Origin of the sequence: Paenibacillus sp. DMB5, from assembly GCF_001517085.1 — a bacterium.
Classification (GTDB): Bacteria; Bacillota; Bacilli; order Paenibacillales; family Paenibacillaceae; genus Paenibacillus_AQ.
The window spans coordinates 18,384-37,825 of record NZ_LRAC01000007.1 but is presented as its reverse complement, the minus strand read 5'-3'; the positions used below and the strand labels follow the sequence as shown (position 1 = coordinate 37,825).

Sequence of the window (19,442 nt, the reverse complement as noted above, 5' to 3'; positions counted from 1 at the left end):
TGTGATAAAGATCATGTTTTATGTGACAAATTTAACATCTTAATTTTTAATTTTATAGCTAAATTAAGGGTGACCTTGTGTCCGCGGGAAGCCCGGAAATGACGGATTACACATAATTTTCACATTTTGCAATTTCTATGGCAGGTTACCTTCTGTTCAGGTAACGCGGCGCTGTCGCGTATAAAGAAATCGATCAAAATCTATAAATTATTGTGATTCCCGAACCCGTGAAAATGCAAGATTTGTCACATTCGTTACCATCATTATCACGTTACAATCATTGAAAAAGTCAAAAGGATTGTTTTATTCTTGACACTCGAAAGGGGTTATGTCGGTGGTACAACTACCAAAAGTAAACAGTCTTGGATTCTTTGAAATCCGGCTGGAATCCATTGGAGGGCTCGGGGCTAACCTGGCCGGTAAAATGCTCGCGGAAGCAGGCGTTGTCGGAGCAGGCTTGAACGGGGTCAGCTTCTCATCCTATGGCTCGGAGAAAAAGGGCTCGCCTGTCAAAGCCCACATCCGGTTCTGTGATCTGGACACGCATATCCGCGATACTTCGCCGGTAGAGCGTCCGCATGTGGTTGGCGTATTCCATGAAGCACTCGCCAAGACTGTCAATGTTACCAGCGGGATCAGCGAAGACAGCACCGTTCTTGTGAACTCGGCCAAGACGCCGGAAGAACTCAAAGAACTGCTGAAGCTGAAAGCCGGTACCATTGCTGTAATTGATGCAACAAGCATTGCACTGAAAGAGAAAAACCGCGTAAATATGGCCATGCTGGGCGCGCTGTTCCGGCTCTGCCCGTTCCTTGACACGGAGACAATGAAGGGCGTTATCGAGAAATCGCTCGGCAAGAAATATCCGCAGGCCGTACAGTCCGCCATTACAACCTTTGAGCGCGGCTACAATGAAGTGAAGTTTATGCACTTTGAGCTGCCTGAAGGAGAGAGCATGCCTGAATACGTACGTTCCGACATTTCGGCACTTGGCTACGAAACCCAGCCGATGGGCGGATCGATTGTGAATCCCGGCAACAGCTTCCTGAAGAACCTCAGCATTTCCCGTTCCGGCATGATTCCGGCTTATGAGAACGAGTCCTGCATCAATTGTGCACAGTGCGATACCGTCTGTCCTGACCAGTGCTTTGTCTGGGAAGAACGGCTTGACCGCAAAGGGCGTTCGCAGATGTTCCTGCTGGGTATCGACTACCAGTACTGCAAAGGCTGCCTGAAATGCGTAGGCGCCTGCCCGACCTCGGCACTGTCCAGCATCCTTGAGAAGGAAGGCTATGCCGACAGCCACACTGTGAAACACACATTTGATTTGGTCTCGCAACTATAAATCCGGTAAGAAGGGCGGAATGAACTATGGCTATTGATTATGAAAAAGAAATAGGCTCTGCCAAGGTAGAGCAGAAATTCCTGTATGAATCAGGCAATGAAATGGCAGCCTACGCTGCCCACCAGATCAATTATCATGTTATGGGATATTTCCCGATCTCGCCGTCGACGGAGGTAGCCCAGTTCCTCGATACGATGAAAGCTAGCGGACAGCATGATATTATGCTCGTTCCTTCAGATGGTGAACACAGCTCGGCAGGGATCTGTTATGGAGCATCTACTGCAGGAGGCCGTGTATTCAACGCAACAAGTGCGCAGGGCTACATGTTCATGCTGGAGCAGCTGCCTGTACAAGCAGGTACGCGCATGCCTATGGTTATGAACCTGATCTGCCGTTCGATTTCAGGACCCCTGAACATTCACGGTGACCACTCTGACTTGTATTTCGCACTCAATACCGGCTGGCCGATCCTGATGTGCCGTGACCCGCAATCGGTCTACGACATGAATCTGATGGCACTGAAGCTGGCAGAACATGCGAAGGTCCGTCTTCCGGTCATGGTTGCTTCAGACGGTTATTTCACTTCCCACCAGAAGCGCCGCGTACAGGCTTTCGCCCACCGGCAGGATGTCCACAAGTTTGTAGGCGAACAGCCTCCGGTTGGCTTCACCGATACGCTTGACCGGAACAATCCGGTTACGGTTGGGCCTTACATGAATGAACCGGATTATATCAACAACCGCTATCAGCAGTCTGTAGCGATGTACAACGCCGGTGAGGTGTTTGAAGAAATCGCCCGGGAATTTGCTGAACTGACTGGCCGCCACTATCCTATGATCGAGCAGTACCGGATGGAGGATGCCGATGTTGCCGTCTTCCTGATGAACTCTGCGTCCGAGATCATCAAGGATGTTGTCGATCAGCTGCGCCTGCAGGGCATCAAAGCCGGAGCGATCTCCCCGAATATGATCCGCCCGTTCCCGCAGAAGCAGATCGCGGAAGCGCTGAAGAATGTCAAAGCTATTACTGTAGGTGACCGTGCGGATTCCGTCGGCGGACACGGCGGTAATATGGTCAACGAAATCAAGGCGGCCCTGTTCACCTACGGCAATACAACAACCAAGGTTATTAGCCGGATATACGGTCTAGGCGGTAAAGACTTCTACGCTGAAGACGGCCATCATTTCTTCCAGCTGGCTATGGATGCTGTTGTTGCTGACCGTGTAGAAGTGCCGTTCGACTACTATGGCCACAATCCGGGTGAAGCGGACAAAGCGCCTAAGCGTCTGCTGAAGCCGATGGATTTCGATTCCTTGAAGTCCGGGCTGATTACGGTCACTAAGAACGAGGAAACCGGCAAGCTGGCTGTCAAGGTACCGCCGGTGCGCAGCCTGATGAAGAAGCCGAGACGTTTGTCTCCGGGTCACGGCGCATGCCCGGGCTGCGGTATTTTCTCTGGACTCGAGCTGTTCTTCAGAGGGATTGAAGGAGATATCGTCGCGCTGTATCACACAGGCTGCGCTATGGTAACTACAACCGGTTATCCGTACTCCTCCCACAAATCAACGTTTATCCATAACCTGTTCCAGAACGGTGCTGCTACGCTGTCCGGTGTGGTCGAAATGTTCTGGGAACGCAAACGCCGCGGTGAACTGGACGGACTGGGCCTCAAGGAAGACTTTACATTCGTGATGGTTACCGGCGACGGCGGTATGGATATCGGGATGGGACCTGCTATCGGCGCCGCCCTGCGCGGACACAAAATGATTATCGTCGAGTACGATAATGAAGGCTATATGAATACCGGTGCGCAGCAGTCTTATTCGACCCCGCTGGGCCACCGCACATCCACATCCAGCATCGGCAAAACACAGCAGGGTAAAGTTACCCAGCACAAGGATACAGCGCAGATTATGGCGGCTACCAACATTCCTTATGTGTTCACCGGCTGTGAAGCTTATCCGCAGGATCTGCTGAAGAAAGCGGCGAAGGCTCAGTGGTATGCGCAGAATGAAGGCCTGGTCTACGGCAAGATTCTAATTGCCTGCCCGCTGAACTGGATGAGCGAGGACAAGGAAGGAACGAATATCGTATCCCTGGCCGTTGAATCCTGCTTCTTCCCGCTGTATGAAGTGGAGCAGGGCGTTACTAACATTACCTACAATCCGGAAGAGAAAAACAAACGGGTTGAGGTGTCCGCATGGCTGAAGACGATGGGTAAAACCCGCCATCTGCTTAAGCCGGAGAACGAGCCTGCACTGCGCAGCTTCGAGAGTGAGGTTCAGCGCCGCTGGAGCAAGCTCAAAGCGAAGCATGAGCATCCGGACCTGTAAGTAGCTGCGGACTCATACCTTTTGATATCTCACAGCCTGACAGCTTATTGTCAGGCTGTGTTTGTGCTATCAGGCCCGGTATGAAATCGGGTACAGGGGAGTAGCTGCAATTTCAGCCGCATTTTGATAGAGTAGGATTGATGAATACAGGAAGGCATGGATATTCAATACAGCTGAATCCGGTAAAGGAGCGTGTTGGTGATGAAAATGTTGGACTGGCAGGAAGGAATCTGGAGCAATGAGCCGCATTCGGTTGCAGAGCAGAACGGCAAGCTGATTGTTCAGGCTGTGGAGGGCAGTGATTACTGGCAGAAAACCATGTACGGTTTTCAGCATGATAACGGGCATGCGCTGCTTGCTGCTTGGACAGAAGGAACTGCGGTAGAGGTCAGCTTTGACGCCGGAAGCCTTACCGAGCTGTACGACCAGGCGGGGATTATGCTGTGGCACAGCCCGCTGCAGTGGATCAAGGCCGGGGTCGAAATCAATGATGGCGTGCCGCATATAGGTGCTGTGGTAACAGATCAATACTCTGACTGGTCGCTCTCACCTGTTCCCGAATGGGCCGGGCAGATTGTGACCATCCGCGCTTCACGCCTGAAGGATGCCGTCATCCTCAGAGCCAGAACCGGTGCACATCCATGGCGCACGATCCGGGTCGCCCGATTTCCTTACACAGGTGAGGTGCAAGCCGGCCCGATGCTCTGTGCTCCGACCAGGCCCGGACTCAGGGTGGAGTTCACCAGCTGGATCACTACTTCGCCGGATACAGATGTTCATGATGAGCCTCCGGGGGAATGAGCCGGTAGCCTGTTACGCTTCTTTTGGTCCTTTTAAGAGCAGGCGGCATTTTACATTTGCATAAATAGCTTTTCTCCCAGCCATTCTAAGCATAAAAATTCTGCCGGGAGGAAGCTTTGATGAAATTGCCGATTGTGCTGCTGGCTGCTGCATTGGCTGCCGGATTAGGAGGCGCGGGTAATATCCCGCATAATTATATCAAGCAAGCATATATAGCATCACCTGGAAGCCTGGAGCAGTTCTCAGAGGGTTCTGTTGCCAGACTGTATACCTCTTTGGAGAAAGAGAAGGGCAAATACACAGATAAGCTAAAAGAGCTTCTAAACCAGCTCATGGACGGGGTCCATTCCTCACATTAACGATTGACAGGGAATTTTCAGCAGAAACAAGGCCGGAAACTGCATCGACAGATGCGTTACCGGCCTGTTTGAGCTTGCTGCTATTCCTTCTTATAAATCTCCCTCATCACATGCCGCAGCTCAGGAATAATCAGCCGGCTCATAGCCAGCCTGATGGCTCCCGTGGAGCCTGGCATCGAGAACACCGCAGTATTGCCGATCGTGCCGGCGATAGCCCGGCTCAAGATGGCGGCGGAGCCGATATCCTCGGTAAAGCTGAGCAGCCGGAAGATTTCGCCGAAGCCCGGCAGCGACTTGTCGAGCAGCGAGGCGACAGCCTCATAGGTGGTGTCGCGCGGTGAAATGCCCGTGCCGCCGGTCAGCAGCACCGCTTCGATGCCGGAATGGACGGAGCTTTTGTAGACCAGCTCACGGATGTCCTCATAATCGTCTTTGACGATGGTGCGGCCGACGACCTGATAACCGGCCTCCTCCAGCATCGATACAAGGAGCTGGCCTCCGGTGTCTGTCTCCATGGTACGGGTATCCGAGACGGTGATGACGTAGCAGGCTACGGTCTGCGGTGCTTGCTTGCGGTGTTCTTCGACAGATGACATATAATCCACTCCTAGAGTCCAAATCTATTCCCTATCTTCTTATTTACCCATAATACCAGTCTTTATAAGGGCTGTTCCAGTGAAATGCGTTTTAAGGCCTTCTCTGTAAGCGGCATAAAGAAATTAAGAATGAATCCGCCCAGACAAACGGTAAGAAGGGTGCCGATTCCGATAGGCCCGTTAAATATAAAGGCCGCCAGCAGGAACACAAAATAAAGGACTGTGCGGGTAAAAAAGATGCTGCGGCCCGTCAGCTTTTGCAGCAATAGGGTTAGCCGGTCTAACGGGGAGGGAGCGAATTTGGCCTGCAGATACAAGGCCGTTCCCAGTCCTGTGACGATTAAGCCTAATGCAAAGCAAACCAGTCTGCCAGCCGGCAGTCCGGGTTCAATCCAGTCATTCAGCATGAATAGCCATACATCGATCCCGAGGCCGGTTACAAAAGCAGTCGCCAAACCCAATATTTCCGGTCTTTTTCCGGACAGCCAGGTGTTAAGCACCAGCAGCAGTATAGCGATCAGGATTTCCCAGCTGCCCACGGTCAGGCCGATACTGCCGGAAAGGCCGACCAAGGTAGCGTCAAAGGGGGATGCGCCAAGGCCGGATTGAATAGTCAATGAAATTCCGAGCGTTAGTATTAATAATCCGCCGATGAACAGGAAGGCAGGTGTTAGACGGGATCTGTTCATACCTGTGAAGCAGAAATAGCTTTGGTCATTAAAAAGTGCGGGATGCCGTCTTCCATAAATTCTGCTGATGAGGTCTGATAGCCAAGCTTCTCATAGAATCCTTTGGCCTGTGACTGCCCGTGCAGTTTGACCCCGGAATAACCGTTTTGAACAGCCATTTCCTCAAGTGTATTAATGATTAGTTTGCCGATTCCGAATTTCCGGTAGGGCGCCAGAATGCAAATCCGCTCCAGCTTCCCTTTTCCTTCAAAAGCGCGAATCCGCCCTGTGCCCACTGGCTGCCCGTCATAATAGGCCAGAACATGCCGGCACTGACCGTCCAGTGTATCATAATCATCAAATTCGTCAGCAAGCGGGACTCCCTGTTCCTCAACAAACACCTGCTTTCTGATCGAAAAAGCAGCTTGTAACTCCTCTGGCAGCGTAATGGTCTGTACGTTCATTTTCTCCAACCTTCCTCCTCTAAAATCATTAACAAAGTATAACCAAAAATAATATTGTTGTAAATGCAATAAAAATAAATCTGTCCCAATCCGGCTTAAGGCGCTCTCCGCCATGTATCTTGCTTGTGCACTCAGACTGTAGTAAACTCGCTACCATACGGAATTTTTGGGGGAGCGATGAAACATGGAACAACAGGCCTTGCCGGTTTATATATTGTCAGGATTTCTCGGAAGCGGTAAAACAACGCTGCTGCAGCGGCTGCTGGATCACTGGAAAAGCCAGAATCTGCGTCCTGCGGTGATTATGAATGAGCTGGGAGAAGTGAATCTGGACGGGCTGCTGGTTGAGCAGGAGGTTCCGATGGCTGAAATGCTGGGCGGGTGCATCTGCTGTACAAGCCGCGGTGATCTCAGTACAGAGCTGACTACACTGGTCAAAAAAGAAAAACCGGATGTTGTGGTGATTGAAGCTACAGGTGCCGCGAATCCGCTGGAAATTGTTGATGCGGTAACGGAAACTTCGCTGTATCAGCAGGTGGAGCTGAAGGGGCTGATAACCGTCGTTGATGCGGCGCATCTGCTGGAACTGTACCGCTCGCAGCAGGGGGCCACCTACCGGCTGATGCAGGAGCAGATCCGCTGTGCATCTGTTCTGATTCTCAATAAGACGGACCGTATTACAGCAGAAGAAGCTGAAGAAATCTCAGCCATTTTGCGGAAATGGAATGCATATGCCGAGATTTTGCCGGCTGTTCGCTGTGCTCTTGAACCGGAAGATCTGCTTGGCGGCCTTGGCGGAGTGCATCTGGATGGAGAGAGTGCGGATGCCGGCCCTTCCGGAGGGGATGAAGACCACAGCGTGCAAGCTGCCGGACAACAGGGCAAGGCTCACCATACCCATGACCATGTCATGGCGTACACCCATTACTTCAAAAATGCGGTGGACAGTGAAGCGTTCGAGCAGTTTGTAAAGGAGCTGCCGCGTGATGTATACCGTGCGAAGGGCATCGTTACGTTCAGTGACACTGCCAGCCGTTTTTTGTTTCAGTATGCATACAGGGAAGCTGATTTTATGAAAATTACTCCGCAGGGCGAGGTGCCGGATGTAGCTGTCTTTATAGGTGAGCATTTTTCGGCAGGCGAGCTGCGCACCCGGCTGCTGCAGCTGGAAAAGCGCTACTTCGGCCGCCGGCCGCAGTGAAGCGGAGCCTGTAACCGGGTCTCCCGGCAGGGCATCCGGAGCTGAACGGCAAATTCCCGGACCTCCGGCAGACAGCCTGTTCAGCGGTGCGCTTGGTTCGTTCCTTTTCTTGCAGGTTAATACATAGGCATACCCTATACGAATTGCAGGAGGTTTAAGGCTATGACCCGAATCCAATATCAGGAATGCATCGATGCTTGTATTAAATGTATGAATGCCTGTAACTACAGCTACGTCTCCAGCCTGAAAGAATATGACCTGGCAGCGCTCCGTGAGAGCATCCGGCTTGACCGTGAGTGTGCGGATATCTGTTCTTTTGCCGTTCAGGCGATGACCCGGCAAAGCCCGTTTGTGGTTGAAATCCTGCGTCTGTGCGCAGAGATCTGTGAACGCTGTGCCGACGAGAGCAGCCGGCATATGCAGACACATTGTCAGGAATGCATTGATGCCTGCCGCAGTGCGGCTCTGGCCTGCCGCCTGATCAGCGGTGCTGTTGAAGTATACGCCTAATCATCTAAAACTTGCTAAAACCAGACCGCCCGCAGTCTCGACTGCAGCGGATTCTGGTTTTTTGTATGTCCGTTTGCAGGATTCCTCGTTCCGGGCAGGAAGGAAGACCGCGATAATCTGACGAATATTAGAGAGGATAGCAGATTCACTCACCGGGCGATGGCCCGGAGGGCCGTATTTCTGTAAGGAGAGATCATCGTATGAATCAATCCCATTGTTTGATCAGCTTGACCGGTGCCACCAAAATATATGGAGGGAGAGCCGTGCTGAATGAGGTTTCCCTCACCATCGGAGCCGGGTCCGCTACAGCCCTGATCGGCCGCAACGGCTCCGGCAAAAGCACACTGCTTGCCGTGCTGGCCGGGCTCCTGCAGCTCTCATCAGGTATCCTGAAGCGGTCACATTCTAAGCTCAGAATCGGCTATGCTCCCGAGGCTTTTACAGGAATGAAGCTTCCGGCAGAGCAGTATTTGCGTCACATGGGCCGGATTAGCGGAGTTCCCCCGGCCGAACTGGAGCGTCAGATTACAGAGCTGCTGGAGGCGTTTCATCTTCAGCCGTTCCGCAAGCAGCCGGTAATCAGCTATTCCAAGGGGATGCTGCAAAAGGTTAACCTGATCCAAAGCCTGCTCGGTGAACCCGAGCTGCTCCTGCTTGACGAGCCGTTGTCCGGACTTGATCTTCCGGCTCAGCACGTTCTGATAGACCGCCTGCAGGAACTGAAGCAGAAAGGGACAGCGCTTGTATTCTCTGTACACGAACCGCTGTGTGTGGAAGCGCTGGAAGCGGGAGTACATGTACTTCAGGCAGGCCGGACTCATATGATTACCAGTGCAGACAAGCTTAGAGAGAAGTCTTCCTCCAGTCTGGTATGCACGCCACTAGAGTATCATGAGCAGCAAATCATTACAGGCATGCCCGGTTTTGTTGCTGCACAGTCTGTCCATACCACCTTGGCAGGAAAGTGTACAGAGTGGACTGTCGACACTGCCTATGCGGATGATTTTTTGCGCTATATCCTCCAGCACGGCGGGTCGGTAATCTCTGTAGTGCACCGGGGCGGCCGCAATCTGCTTGAAGAATGGATGGACCCGAAACGCAGCGGGGAGGAGAATACCGGATGAGCGCGCTCATTGCCCATATGCTGAAAAGCTATACGACCTCACAACGGTTTTTTGGGCCTGTTGCAGCCGTCGTGATATTATTGCTGTTTCTTTATACATACAAGCCAAACCCTGTAATGGGCAGCTATGCAGCGACCGGTGTGATTCTGTTCATCGGCTGCGCCTGGATGGGGATCAGCTTTCTTAACCATGAGCAGGCCGTGCAGCGGCAGGTCACAATCGTTCATCTGCGCAGCAGCATAAAGTACAGTCTGGGCGGCATACTGACGCTGGCTCTGCTTACAGTGGCGCTTACATTGCTGATGGTGGTTTATCCGCTCTTGACCGGGAACTTCGCTGAGCCGGCAGGATTGTACCGGTTGACAGTGGCCTTCGCCGGACATCTGCTGCTGGGTATGCTCGGAGTCTCCATTTCCCTGTTTCTGCAGGCTTCCTGGGTTCCCAAAAGCAGCTATGCCACCGGCCTGCTCCTGATCATCCTGATTTTGTCCATTAGCGGACTGAAGCTGGCTGAACTCATTCCCGGCCCTGTTGTGCCGGTGCTGCTGCCTCCTGCGGCGCTGTTAATGAATGCGCTGATGAAGACGGATGAATGGTCAATGCCAGCGGTGCTGGGGACATTTGCCCATGCACTAACTTACATATTGCTGCTCTGCGGAGTGTATTTGTACCGCTCCGGACGCATGGATTATGGCAAGCATTTGTGAGAGAATAGATCAATAAAGAGAGAACAGCGGGAGGAAAGATGAAGGATACACAAATACCGGAGAGTGAACAATCCAAAGAGTTATTTGCTTATTTCGGACTGGCAGTCTATTATTGTCAGGCTTTGGAACAGCAGCTGACCAATCTGCTGCTGCTCACGAAGCTGTCTCAGGGAAAAACGCCTACAGAAGCAGATCTAGCTGATTTGTATCAGCGCAAACTCAGCAATTCACTCGGCCAGCTCATCAAAGAAATCCAGCATCATTTTCCCTTCTCGGAAGAAGAGACGAATCAGCTGCAGGCTGTATGGAAGCAGCGTAATCATATTGTCCACGATTACTTCAAGGAGCGCATCCAGGAGACCTTTACTCCGGCAGGCAGGGCCCATATGATCCGCGAGCTGAAACGGTTCAAGAATAAGGCCAGCAGACTGGAAATCAAGCTGCAGGGATACTGCACGGAAATGTATGCCAAGCTGGGGCTGGAAGAGGAGCGGTTCGTTGAATAGAACAGGCGGGCAAGGCTATCAGTAATGACTCACAATACACAGCATCTTCTGTGTATTGTGAGTTTTTGGCGTTTGTTATGATGCGCATCTATTAATCTGTCATGCTATTGCACAGGTCGTGGACAGCCTCCTCCAGCAGCCCGAGTCCGCCAGCCCGGACGGTCTCCGGAGAAAAGGCGACGCTGCCGGCTCTGTTGCAGCGTGCCAGACTGGCGAATGCTTCGGCAAGCGCCGGGATCATTGCGGCGGTCAGGGCTTCGCCGGGCTCCCACCACCAGCGGAGAATGTTCAGGACTCCGGTTTTCTTGTTCATGACCGGCTCCAGCCGGGCAATAAAGCGGTCGCTGTATAGAAGAGGCAGCACATAGTAGCCGTACTCCCGTTCTGCAGCCGGCTTGTATACCTCCCAGCGGTACTGGAAGCCAAACAGCTGGCGGATCAGCTCCCTGTCCCACAGGAGATTATCGAGTGGAGCGAGGACAGCAGCGAATCCGCCTTGCTCCGCAGCCTCTGTAGAACCGCCCCCGTCCGAAGCATCCCCGGCCAGCAAGGCCTCAAGTCCGGGAACATCCGCCGTCCGCATATACAGCGGCAGCTTCACATCCTCTACACGCACCTCACGGATACTGTCATTTCGCAGCAGCCGTTCCACAGCAGCCGTTCTTTCCTTGCTCTTTAACCCGGAAATGCCCAGCCAGCCGTCACCGGATTTATTCCACTGCAGGCCTAGGCTGCCGATCCGCCGCAGCACATACCAGTCGTGGTACTGCTCCTCCAGCGGATTCGGTTCCCGAGCACTAAGCAGATGCTCCGGCAGCAGTCTGGCCGTGAAATCGTAATAACGGCGGGTATGCACCCGGTGGTGGACGGACACTTCACCCCGGAAATACATCGTCTCCAGCGCAGCGCGGGTCACTCTGGCCGGAGCCCAGGCCCAGTTCATCTTCTGCTTGCCTTCCAGATCAAGCGATGAGAGGGGGCCGCGGGCTTCAAGGGCTTCCCGCACCTGCTCCATCGTCTCCAGGAGCTGCCCGTCGCCATTATGTCTTGCTGCAGCGGCCTCCCGCAGGCGGCTGAAATACGGCCAGTCCTCTGTGCAATAGATGGACATGTTCTTGTCCCAGCCGTCAATCAGCATCCGGTCCGTATACAGCAGCTCATTTGCCATGGCAGGAACAAAATCCGGAATTCGCGCCTGCAGCACCAGCTCGTGATTGTGCCCGGCAATGCTGAGCGGGTCATACTGGATGCAGCCGACATGGCGGACATACTGATAAATCCCCGTCTTACCGCCCGGCAGCATGCCGGGAACGAGTCTTTGGTGCTGCAGCAGAAACCGTCTGGCCTGCTGCTTGCTGAGTGAATAGGTAATCATTGTTACCACCCCGTTCTTATGTATTATTTTTCATTATATAGAACGGATGTTCTGCATTCAAGTACAGAAAACCCCTGGCAGCCTAAGCAGCGCCAGGGGTCATATACAACTTTTTAGCTGTGCTTCAGCGAAGGCTGCAGAGCAGCTGCAGTCTTCGCCGGCGCGGCAGCATCAGCAGCCTGTGTAGCACCACCAGCTCCAAGCTGCAGCTGGTACATCCGGTAGTAGCGGCCTTCCAGCGCCATAAGCTCCTCGTGGCTGCCGCGCTCCACAATCTCGCCGTGATGCAGCACCAGAATCTGGTCTGCGCTGCGGATCGTCGACAGACGGTGGGCGATGATGAAGGTAGTCCGGCCTTTCTTCAGCACCTCCAGCGCTTCCTGGATCAGGCTCTCCGTTTCCGTGTCGATATTGGAGGTGGCTTCATCCAGAATGAGGATCGCCGGATCGAACGAGAGTGCCCGGGCGAAGGAGATCAGCTGGCGCTGTCCGGCGGACAGCGTACTGCCTTTTTCCACTACCGGCTCGTCGAAGCCCTGCGGCAGGTGGGCCAGCAGCTTATCCGCCCCGACCTCACGCAGTGCGCGTTCCACCCTTTCCCGGCTGATCCGTTCATCGCCAAGGCTGACGTTGGACGCGATGGTACCGGTGAAGAGGTAAGGGTCCTGCAGCACGATCCCCATATGGCTGCGCAGCCACTGCTTGGGAATGGAGGTGACTTCCTGGCCGTCAATCGTAATGCTGCCGCGCTGCGGGTCATAGAAGCGGAACAGCAGATTGATGATCGAGCTTTTGCCCGAGCCGGTGTGTCCGACCAGAGCTACTGTCTCGCCAGGACGCGCCTCGAAGGAAATGTCCTTCAGCACGAAATCTTTTTTGTAGGCAAAGGATACATTGTTGAATTCGACCTTGCCCTTGTAACGCGGCATTGAGCCGTCAGTCACAGCTTCGCCGGGTTCATCCATCAGGGTAAACACACGGCCTGCGGAGACCATCGAGCTGTCCAGATTCGCGAGCTGGTTCACCATACCGGTAATCGGCTGGAACATCCGTCCCAATACATCTACAAAGGCATATAGCACGCCCAGGGATACAAAGGTCGATCCCCCAAGGCTGCCGAAGCCGAAGTACCACAGCACCAGCACAAACGAGAGGTTACGCAGCGTATTCACCAGATTGTGTGAGGTCAGCGCGTTCAGGTTCAGCATTTTGTTCTGATACTTCATATAATCATCGTTCAGATACTCGAATTCTGCGCGGCTCTGCTTCTGGCGGCGGAAAATCCGGATAATCGACATCCCCTGGATGGATTCATTGATAATGGCATTGATCTCACTCAGACGCGAGCGGATGATCGTATTGTATTTGGTCGCCACCTTCCGGTACAGCACTATCCAGAGAATGATAATCGGCACGATGAACAAACTAATCAGGCCAAGCTTCACATCGAGCAGGAACAGCGCAATGTACACGCCGGTGATATTAATAATTCCTGTAAAGAAGTTGGACAGCACGGCAATGAACAGATCCTTGACGGCTTCTGTATCATTGGTGACCCGGGAGACGACCTTGCCCGCAGGCAGATTGTCAAAAAAGTGCACCGGCAGCCGCTGGATATGTGCGTATACATCGGTCCGCAGCTTGCGGATGACCTGGTTGGCTGAAGACTGCAGCCAGTAGGTTTTGCCGAACTCAGCCAGGATGGAGATGACCAGGAAGATCGCATACAGTCCTACCAGCTCATAAATCCCGGGAAATTCCGGCTTGTAAAAAGCAAACACCTCATCTGCGGACAGCTTCACGGCAGGGTAAGCGGTGATTTCATCCCCGTATTTGATCTCCAGCATACCGTCTTTAAAAGTCCGTTCGCCTTCTGCCTGGGCAACTGCTTCATTAATAAAATAGAAGCTTCTGCCTGACTGCAGCAGCCGGACCTCCTGGCCCTTGGCTTCACCCTCGGCAAAGCGGTCGCCGCGTTTGTAATAATTGTTGTTATATTCAGCGGCCTCATCGGAGGACGCCGTCTGGAAGTAGGGCTGCTCGATGCCGAGCAGATGGTTATCGATCATATTTTTGGCGATAAACGGGCCGGCCAGCTCGGCGGCCACGCCGATGGTAAGCAGCAGAAGGGCTGCGATAAAGGTTTTTTGGCAGTCAGTGCATACTGCAGCAGGCGTTTGCCTGTACTCTGTGTCAACGGTGACACCTCCTAAAGGGTTGTTAAGTCCCGGTTAAAATATCTGGTTTAAATTAATGGATAAGTCAACCTGCATCCGAGGTTATTCCCCGCTCAGGTTGTTCTCCACCTGCTGGCGGTCAAACTGCTCACGGTACCAGCCGTTCATCTCGAGCAATTCCTGGTGAGTACCGCGCTCAATAATATGCCCGTTATCCAGCACCAGAATCAAATCTGCGTGCTCGACGGCTGAGAGGCGGTGGGTGGAGATCAGGGTCGTTTTGCCGGCGCGCTCCTCGCGGATATTCTCAATGATCCGGGCTTCGGTGCGTGCGTCAACGGCTGACAGGGCATCGTCCAGAATCAGAATATCAGGGTTCGCGATAAAAGCTCTGGAGATCGAAACGCGCTGCTTCTGGCCCCCGGAGAGGGAGACGCCGCGTTCGCCGACCAGTGTATCCAGGCCGTCGGATAAGGTACCGAGATCGTTCTGGAACGCTGCGGCCGTAATGGCCTGCATAATACGTTCGTCACTGGCCTTGTCATAGCCGAACTGGATATTCTCGCGCACTGATTTGGAGAACAGAATCTGCTCTTGCGGAACGTAGCCCATCCAGCTGTGGAGCTTGTCGAAAGCAATACTCTCAATCGGAACATCTGCAATCCGGATATCACCTTTACCAGTCGGGTATTCATGAAGCAGCTGCTTCAGCAGCGTGGATTTGCCGCTGCCGGTACGGCCGACTACCCCCAGCGTCTGGCCCTGGGACAGGGAGAAGCTGACTCCGCTCAGATTATCAATGGTGGAGGTAGGATAACGGAACGTTACATCCTTGAAATCGATCCGGGTTGGCTGGGCTACCGCTACCGGGCTGGCCACATCCGCTACATCCGGGCGGGTATTTGTTGTTTCGTCGATCCGCTCCAGCGAAGCACCGCCGCGCTGCATGATGTTGATCAGCTCACCGATGGCGAACATGGGCCAGACGATCATCCCCAGATACATATTGAATGAGACAAGGTCGCCCAGCGTAATCTGATTACGAAATACGAGATAAATTCCATATGTAAGTGCAATGATATAGCTGAGGCCTACACAGAAACGGATGGTCGGTTCAAAAAAGGCATCTACACGCGCAACCGCCATATTTTTGCGGTACACATCTTCAGTAATGTCAGCAAAACGTTTCTCGTCCAGCCGCTCCTGCACATAAGCGCGGATAACGCGAATGCCGGATACGGATTCCAGCACCTGGTCATTCATATCCCCGAAGGCATCCTGGGCCAGACTGTAACGGTCGTGAATCGCTTTGCCGTAGAAAATCATCGCGATTGCGATCAATGGCAGCGGCAGCACCGCAGCAAGCGTCAGCTTCCAGCTGACCAGAAAGCCCATTGCCAGCAGGACGACACTCAGATAGACAGTGGAGTCCACAAGCGTCAGCATTCCGAAGCCGACGGTGGTCGCCACGGCGCGGATATCATTGGTGGCGCGGGCCATCAGGTCGCCGGTACGGTTTTTTTCAAAGAAAGAGGGGGTCATAGTCATCAGATGGTTCATGAACCGGGAACGCAGCAGCCGCTCGACCAGGTTGGAACCGCCGAACAGCTTATGCATCCAGACATAAGTGATCCAGTAAATAATCAGCATCATCACGGTGATTGCACCGATGTACTTCAGCAGTGACCCTGTGGTGATGGAGCCGCGGACAATTTCGTCGATAGCGTTGCCAAGCAGACGGGGCGGCAGCAGCTCTAATACACCTACTACAATTAGCAAAATCAGGCCGATAGAATAGCGCCTTTTCTCCCGGCGGAAAAACCAGCCGAGATCACGGAGTACGGAGAACAAGGGTAATCCCTTCCTTTCGTGTTTGGGGTGTTGTTGTCGGTTTGTGAATGTGTCTTAGAATAATGATGACAATAGCGGATGTCTATTAACAGCATGCAAAAAGGCATACCCTCCGTTAAACGGATGATATGCCTGTAAGATACAGTGATAATCATGTCCACGGTGCTTTATAGCAGCACAGAAGACATGGAAGAGACTTGCCTGGCTAAATTCAGGTACGGTGGATGTACTTGATTCAGCAGGGTTCCACTATTCGGGCTGCTTCGGTATGAGGTTGTGTATAGTCGCCGACAAAAAAGTTATAATCAACTGGTACAATGGTCAACACCGAAATCACCCTTTCGCTCATTTTTGGTAATTACTTCAAGACGCTTCGTATGTTCAGAGTTTATCATCAGTCTCTGAACAATGTCAAATAGAATTTTGAACAATTTGCGAAGACGGAGTATCATAGATAAGGAACGGCTGATTTGGAATACCGCCGGCTTATAGTATGATAAAAAGAAACGGAGGTGCACTAACAGAAATGGATATGACAATTAGTCCGGAAGCCGCTGCGTGGTTCAAGAAGGAGCTTAATCTGCAGGCCGGAGATTCTATTCGTTTATTTCCGCGTTACAGCTCGGGCGGGGGACTGCATCCCGGATTTTCACTGGGTATTGCTACGGAACCACCCGCGCGTCCTGCAGTAAAGGCGGAGCAGGGAGGCCTGATTTTTTATATGGAGGAGCAGGATCTCTGGTATATGGAGGGCTACAGCCTGTCCATCATCCATGTGGCCGCTGAGGACGATATCGAGTATGTGTATCAGCCGCTGAGCGCGGCCGGTCAGGCTAAGGAGTAGCCTTTGCTGCTGAAGCTAGCTGGCTGAAGCCGGCTGCAGTCTGAATGGCAGCCTGCACAAAAAGCCCCTGCCGGGCGGCAGGGGCTTTTTGTGCAGTGGCGGGTAAGTATAAGATAACCGCTTTATTGCGAGCTGCGGAAGGTCTCTTCCTCCATCGCAAACTCAAAATCATCGATGTCATACACCTGTACCGGGATTCCGCCTTCGATGATGCGCTGGATCAGCTCGAACTGGTCGGTCAGGACGGGTACCTTTTCCCGAACGGAGGTCAGCAGCAGCTCTGTCTCAATCGGATCAAAGGCCTCCCCGTAGGCTGCGTTGTCAACGCTGTTGATAATCGTAACCTGCGCCCGTTCACCGAGCAGAATGCCGGAGCTCTTGGCCCAGGGTACGGACAGGCAGCGGTTGATCTTCTTGGAATTGAGCGGCTCCTCGAAATAGGCAATCAGCTCACGTATTTTGCTTTTGACATGCTGGTCATCGTCGGCCCGGTTCATCAGCGGCTCATCACTGTCCCGCAGCTCGTATAGTTCCATAATGGTCGTGTAGGGCACGATATATTCCACAGGGCTTTGCGGTACGAGAAGCTGGCCGTAGATGGCCATCATGACCGCTTCCGTCACAAATTGTCTAGACATCATTATCCTCCTGAAGTTCCGGTACTGCACTCGCACTTATGTACCTAAGAAATATAAAAACACTGTAAGCCTCAAATGTCAACAGTACCCAGAGCGGTATAAAAAAAGAAAGGGCGTAACGTTCTGTGAAGCAATGGAAAGCGTATTATACCTTTGTCCGGCCTTATATGAAATGGATTGTGCTGACGCTCGTTATCGGCATGATCAAGTTCAGCATTCCGCTGACTCTGCCGATGATTTTGAAATATGTGGTCGATGATCTGCTGACACCCTCAGCGCTGACTGCGGCGGAAAGGGTTTCGAGGCTGTTTTATGTACTCGGCGGCGCATTTGTTCTGTTTGTTGTGATCAGGGGGCCGGTGGAGTACTATCGCCAATATTTTGCCCAGCTGATTACGAGCAAAGTGCTGTTTGATATGCGCAACAAGCTGTACAGCCATCTGCAGCGCCTGTCTCTGCGGTATTATCAGAACACAAAGGTGGGCGAAGCGATCTCCAGGTTCATCAACGATGTGGAGCAGTCCAAAAACCTGGTCGAGGTCGGGATGATGAACGTCTGGCTTGATATGTTCACGCTGATTTTTGCGCTGGGGTTCATGTTCTATCTCAATCCGGTGCTGGCGCTCGTCTCGATTGCAGTTCTGCCGCTGTACGGCATTGCCGTTAACACACTTTATAAACGTTTAAAAGTACTGACCAAGGACAGATCACAGGCACTGGCTGCCATACAGGGCTATCTCCATGAACGGATTCAGGGGATTGCCATCATCCGCAGCTTTACGATGGAAAAGGTCGATCAGAAGCAGTTCGAGGGCATCAACGGCAAGTTTCTGGAAAAAGCGATGGCTCATACCCGCTGGAATGCGGTTACCTTCGCCATTATTAATACCTTGACCGACCTGGCCCCGCTGCTCGTAATCGGGTACGGCGGCTATGAGGTCATCCGCGGCAATCTGACGCTCGGCACCTTTGTTGCTTTTTTCGGCTACCTGGACCGGATGTATGCGCCGCTGCGGCGGCTGATCAACTCCTCCACCGTATTGACCCAGGCTTCTGCTTCGCTGGAGCGGGTCATGGAGCTGCTGGATGAGCCGTATGATATTGCTGACCGGCCCGGTGCAAAGCCGCTTCAGGATGCAGCCGGAGCCATCGAATTTGACCATGTGTGGTTTAAGTACAGGGAAGACAACGAATGGGTGCTGAAGGAGATAAACCTCAGCATCAGCCCGGGACAAACGGTTGCTTTTGTCGGTATGAGCGGGGGCGGCAAATCTTCCCTCATCAGCCTGATTCCGCGTTTCTATGATATCAGTGAAGGGCGTCTGCTCATGGACGGCCAGGACATCCGCGGACTGACCCAGGAGAGCCTGCGGCGGACAGTGGGTATGGTGCTGCAGGATAACTTCCTGTTCAGCGGCTCGGTGCGTGACAATATTCTGTTCGGCAACCCGGATGCCGGTGAGGCGGAGGTTATTGCCGCTGCGCAGGCTGCGAATGCCCATGATTTCATCATGCAGCTGCCTGAAGGGTATGACACCGAGGTCGGTGAGCGTGGAGTGAAGCTCTCAGGCGGCCAGAAGCAGCGCGTAGCGATTGCCAGAGTCTTCCTCAAAGATCCGAAGGTGCTCGTTCTGGATGAGGCCACGTCTGCGCTGGATCTGGAGTCAGAGCATCTGATCCAGCAGTCACTGCAATCCCTGGCCTCGGAGCGCACGACGCTGATTGTCGCCCACCGATTGTCGACTATCACTCATGCGGACCAGATTATCCTGCTGGAAAACGGTGAGATTACCGAGCGCGGCACTCATGAAGAGCTTATGCTGAAGGGTGGCAGCTATGCCCGTCTGTTCAATGTGCAGCGGCTGGATGGATAAATAAGCTTTATTAACGGTTTCCTTCACAGAGGAAGCCGTTTTTATTTGCATTCATTTATTGGTTACAGT

At 53.0% G+C, this 19,442-nt stretch carries 17 protein-coding genes and 1 pseudogene; 11 read left to right on the top strand and 7 right to left on the bottom strand.

Annotation, left to right across the window (positions count from 1 at the left end; all coding sequences use genetic code 11):
- The first annotated feature begins 334 nt into the window (after positions 1-334).
- The 4 genes from AWJ19_RS01495 (at position 335) to AWJ19_RS01480 (ending at position 4,838) form a co-directional block, all read left to right on the top strand.
- Entirely contained in the window at positions 335-1,345 is a 1,011-nt protein-coding gene (locus AWJ19_RS01495) for a 2-oxoacid:acceptor oxidoreductase family protein (RefSeq protein ID WP_068720921.1), read from the top strand.
- A 26-nt stretch (positions 1,346-1,371) separates the two neighbouring features.
- Positions 1,372-3,678 carry a thiamine pyrophosphate-dependent enzyme gene (locus tag AWJ19_RS01490; protein ID WP_068720919.1) on the top strand — a complete coding sequence of 769 codons (2,307 nt, stop codon included), beginning with the start codon at positions 1,372-1,374 and terminating at the stop codon, positions 3,676-3,678.
- A 201-nt stretch (positions 3,679-3,879) separates the two neighbouring features.
- Positions 3,880-4,479 carry a DUF1349 domain-containing protein gene (locus tag AWJ19_RS01485; protein ID WP_068720917.1) on the top strand — a complete coding sequence of 200 codons (600 nt, stop codon included), beginning with the start codon at positions 3,880-3,882 and terminating at the stop codon, positions 4,477-4,479.
- Positions 4,480-4,598: 119 nt separating this feature from the next.
- Complete coding sequence (locus AWJ19_RS01480; RefSeq protein WP_068720915.1) at positions 4,599-4,838, top strand: hypothetical protein; 240 nt, start codon at positions 4,599-4,601, stop codon at positions 4,836-4,838.
- An 80-nt stretch (positions 4,839-4,918) separates the two neighbouring features.
- On the opposite strand, the gene AWJ19_RS01475 is transcribed toward AWJ19_RS01480, so the two are convergent.
- The 3 genes from AWJ19_RS01475 to AWJ19_RS01465 all read right to left on the bottom strand — a co-directional run bounded on the left by AWJ19_RS01475 (position 4,919) and on the right by AWJ19_RS01465 (position 6,566).
- Complete coding sequence (locus AWJ19_RS01475; RefSeq protein WP_068720912.1) at positions 4,919-5,434, bottom strand: MogA/MoaB family molybdenum cofactor biosynthesis protein; 516 nt, start codon at positions 5,432-5,434, stop codon at positions 4,919-4,921.
- 62 nt (positions 5,435-5,496) lie between these two features.
- On the bottom strand, positions 5,497-6,123 hold the full coding sequence (locus AWJ19_RS01470; protein WP_068720910.1) for a hypothetical protein: 627 nt from the start codon (positions 6,121-6,123) through the stop codon (positions 5,497-5,499).
- Positions 6,120-6,566 carry a GNAT family N-acetyltransferase gene (locus AWJ19_RS01465; RefSeq protein ID WP_068720909.1) on the bottom strand — a complete coding sequence of 149 codons (447 nt, stop codon included), beginning with the start codon at positions 6,564-6,566 and terminating at the stop codon, positions 6,120-6,122. Before AWJ19_RS01465 ends, AWJ19_RS01470 begins: the two co-directional genes overlap by 4 nt.
- A gap of 184 nt (positions 6,567-6,750) precedes the next feature.
- On the opposite strand from AWJ19_RS01465, the gene AWJ19_RS01460 reads away from it, so the two are divergent.
- From AWJ19_RS01460 to AWJ19_RS01440, 5 genes are all read left to right on the top strand, one after another.
- Positions 6,751-7,767 carry a GTP-binding protein gene (locus tag AWJ19_RS01460; RefSeq protein ID WP_068720907.1) on the top strand — a complete coding sequence of 339 codons (1,017 nt, stop codon included), beginning with the start codon at positions 6,751-6,753 and terminating at the stop codon, positions 7,765-7,767.
- 162 nt (positions 7,768-7,929) lie between these two features.
- The gene (locus AWJ19_RS01455) at positions 7,930-8,277 is read left to right on the top strand and encodes a four-helix bundle copper-binding protein (RefSeq protein ID WP_068720905.1); all 348 of its coding nucleotides are present in this window, start codon (positions 7,930-7,932) and stop codon (positions 8,275-8,277) included.
- A gap of 200 nt (positions 8,278-8,477) precedes the next feature.
- Complete coding sequence (locus tag AWJ19_RS01450) at positions 8,478-9,401, top strand: ATP-binding cassette domain-containing protein (RefSeq protein ID WP_082707640.1); 924 nt, start codon at positions 8,478-8,480, stop codon at positions 9,399-9,401.
- Complete coding sequence (locus tag AWJ19_RS01445) at positions 9,398-10,108, top strand: hypothetical protein (RefSeq protein WP_068720901.1); 711 nt, start codon at positions 9,398-9,400, stop codon at positions 10,106-10,108. The genes AWJ19_RS01450 and AWJ19_RS01445 overlap by 4 nt, the downstream gene beginning before the upstream one ends.
- A gap of 38 nt (positions 10,109-10,146) precedes the next feature.
- Positions 10,147-10,614, top strand: a complete 468-nt coding sequence (locus AWJ19_RS01440; RefSeq protein ID WP_068720899.1) for a hypothetical protein — start codon at positions 10,147-10,149, stop codon at positions 10,612-10,614.
- A 91-nt stretch (positions 10,615-10,705) separates the two neighbouring features.
- On the opposite strand, the gene AWJ19_RS01435 is transcribed toward AWJ19_RS01440, so the two are convergent.
- The 3 genes and pseudogenes from AWJ19_RS01435 to AWJ19_RS01425 form a co-directional block, all read right to left on the bottom strand.
- A complete protein-coding gene (locus tag AWJ19_RS01435) occupies positions 10,706-11,989 on the bottom strand; it encodes a crosslink repair DNA glycosylase YcaQ family protein (RefSeq protein ID WP_068720898.1) in 1,284 nt (427 codons plus the stop codon).
- Between the two features lie 113 nt (positions 11,990-12,102).
- Positions 12,103-14,186 (bottom strand): annotated as a pseudogene (locus AWJ19_RS01430) (ABC transporter ATP-binding protein).
- A gap of 82 nt (positions 14,187-14,268) precedes the next feature.
- Positions 14,269-16,017 (bottom strand): ABC transporter transmembrane domain-containing protein, encoded by a 1,749-nt coding sequence (locus AWJ19_RS01425; RefSeq protein ID WP_068720897.1) that lies wholly within the window; start codon positions 16,015-16,017, stop codon positions 14,269-14,271.
- Between the two features lie 526 nt (positions 16,018-16,543).
- Between AWJ19_RS01425 and AWJ19_RS01420 the strand changes: the two genes are divergently transcribed.
- Entirely contained in the window at positions 16,544-16,861 is a 318-nt protein-coding gene (locus tag AWJ19_RS01420; RefSeq protein WP_068720896.1) for a hypothetical protein, read from the top strand.
- 122 nt (positions 16,862-16,983) lie between these two features.
- On the opposite strand, the gene AWJ19_RS01415 is transcribed toward AWJ19_RS01420, so the two are convergent.
- On the bottom strand, positions 16,984-17,499 hold the full coding sequence (locus AWJ19_RS01415; RefSeq protein WP_068720894.1) for an ADP-heptose synthase: 516 nt from the start codon (positions 17,497-17,499) through the stop codon (positions 16,984-16,986).
- A 125-nt stretch (positions 17,500-17,624) separates the two neighbouring features.
- Between AWJ19_RS01415 and AWJ19_RS01410 the strand changes: the two genes are divergently transcribed.
- Positions 17,625-19,373, top strand: coding sequence for an ABC transporter ATP-binding protein (locus AWJ19_RS01410; RefSeq protein ID WP_068720892.1), 1,749 nt, complete (start codon positions 17,625-17,627; stop codon positions 19,371-19,373).
- Positions 19,374-19,442: the final 69 nt, after the last annotated feature.

Coding starts and splice junctions, on each gene's coding strand:
- AWJ19_RS01460 (WP_068720907.1), top strand. CDS start 6,751: ATGGAACAACAGGCCTTGCCGGTTTATATATTGTCAGGATTTCTCGGA.
- AWJ19_RS01435 (WP_068720898.1), bottom strand. CDS start 11,989: ATGATTACCTATTCACTCAGCAAGCAGCAGGCCAGACGGTTTCTGCTG.
- AWJ19_RS01485 (WP_068720917.1), top strand. CDS start 3,880: ATGAAAATGTTGGACTGGCAGGAAGGAATCTGGAGCAATGAGCCGCAT.
- AWJ19_RS01440 (WP_068720899.1), top strand. CDS start 10,147: ATGAAGGATACACAAATACCGGAGAGTGAACAATCCAAAGAGTTATTT.
- AWJ19_RS01465 (WP_068720909.1), bottom strand. CDS start 6,566: ATGAACGTACAGACCATTACGCTGCCAGAGGAGTTACAAGCTGCTTTT.
- AWJ19_RS01455 (WP_068720905.1), top strand. CDS start 7,930: ATGACCCGAATCCAATATCAGGAATGCATCGATGCTTGTATTAAATGT.
- AWJ19_RS01445 (WP_068720901.1), top strand. CDS start 9,398: ATGAGCGCGCTCATTGCCCATATGCTGAAAAGCTATACGACCTCACAA.
- AWJ19_RS01450 (WP_082707640.1), top strand. CDS start 8,478: ATGAATCAATCCCATTGTTTGATCAGCTTGACCGGTGCCACCAAAATA.
- AWJ19_RS01420 (WP_068720896.1), top strand. CDS start 16,544: ATGGATATGACAATTAGTCCGGAAGCCGCTGCGTGGTTCAAGAAGGAG.
- AWJ19_RS01415 (WP_068720894.1), bottom strand. CDS start 17,499: ATGTCTAGACAATTTGTGACGGAAGCGGTCATGATGGCCATCTACGGC.
- AWJ19_RS01490 (WP_068720919.1), top strand. CDS start 1,372: ATGGCTATTGATTATGAAAAAGAAATAGGCTCTGCCAAGGTAGAGCAG.
- AWJ19_RS01470 (WP_068720910.1), bottom strand. CDS start 6,123: ATGAACAGATCCCGTCTAACACCTGCCTTCCTGTTCATCGGCGGATTA.
- AWJ19_RS01480 (WP_068720915.1), top strand. CDS start 4,599: ATGAAATTGCCGATTGTGCTGCTGGCTGCTGCATTGGCTGCCGGATTA.
- AWJ19_RS01475 (WP_068720912.1), bottom strand. CDS start 5,434: ATGTCATCTGTCGAAGAACACCGCAAGCAAGCACCGCAGACCGTAGCC.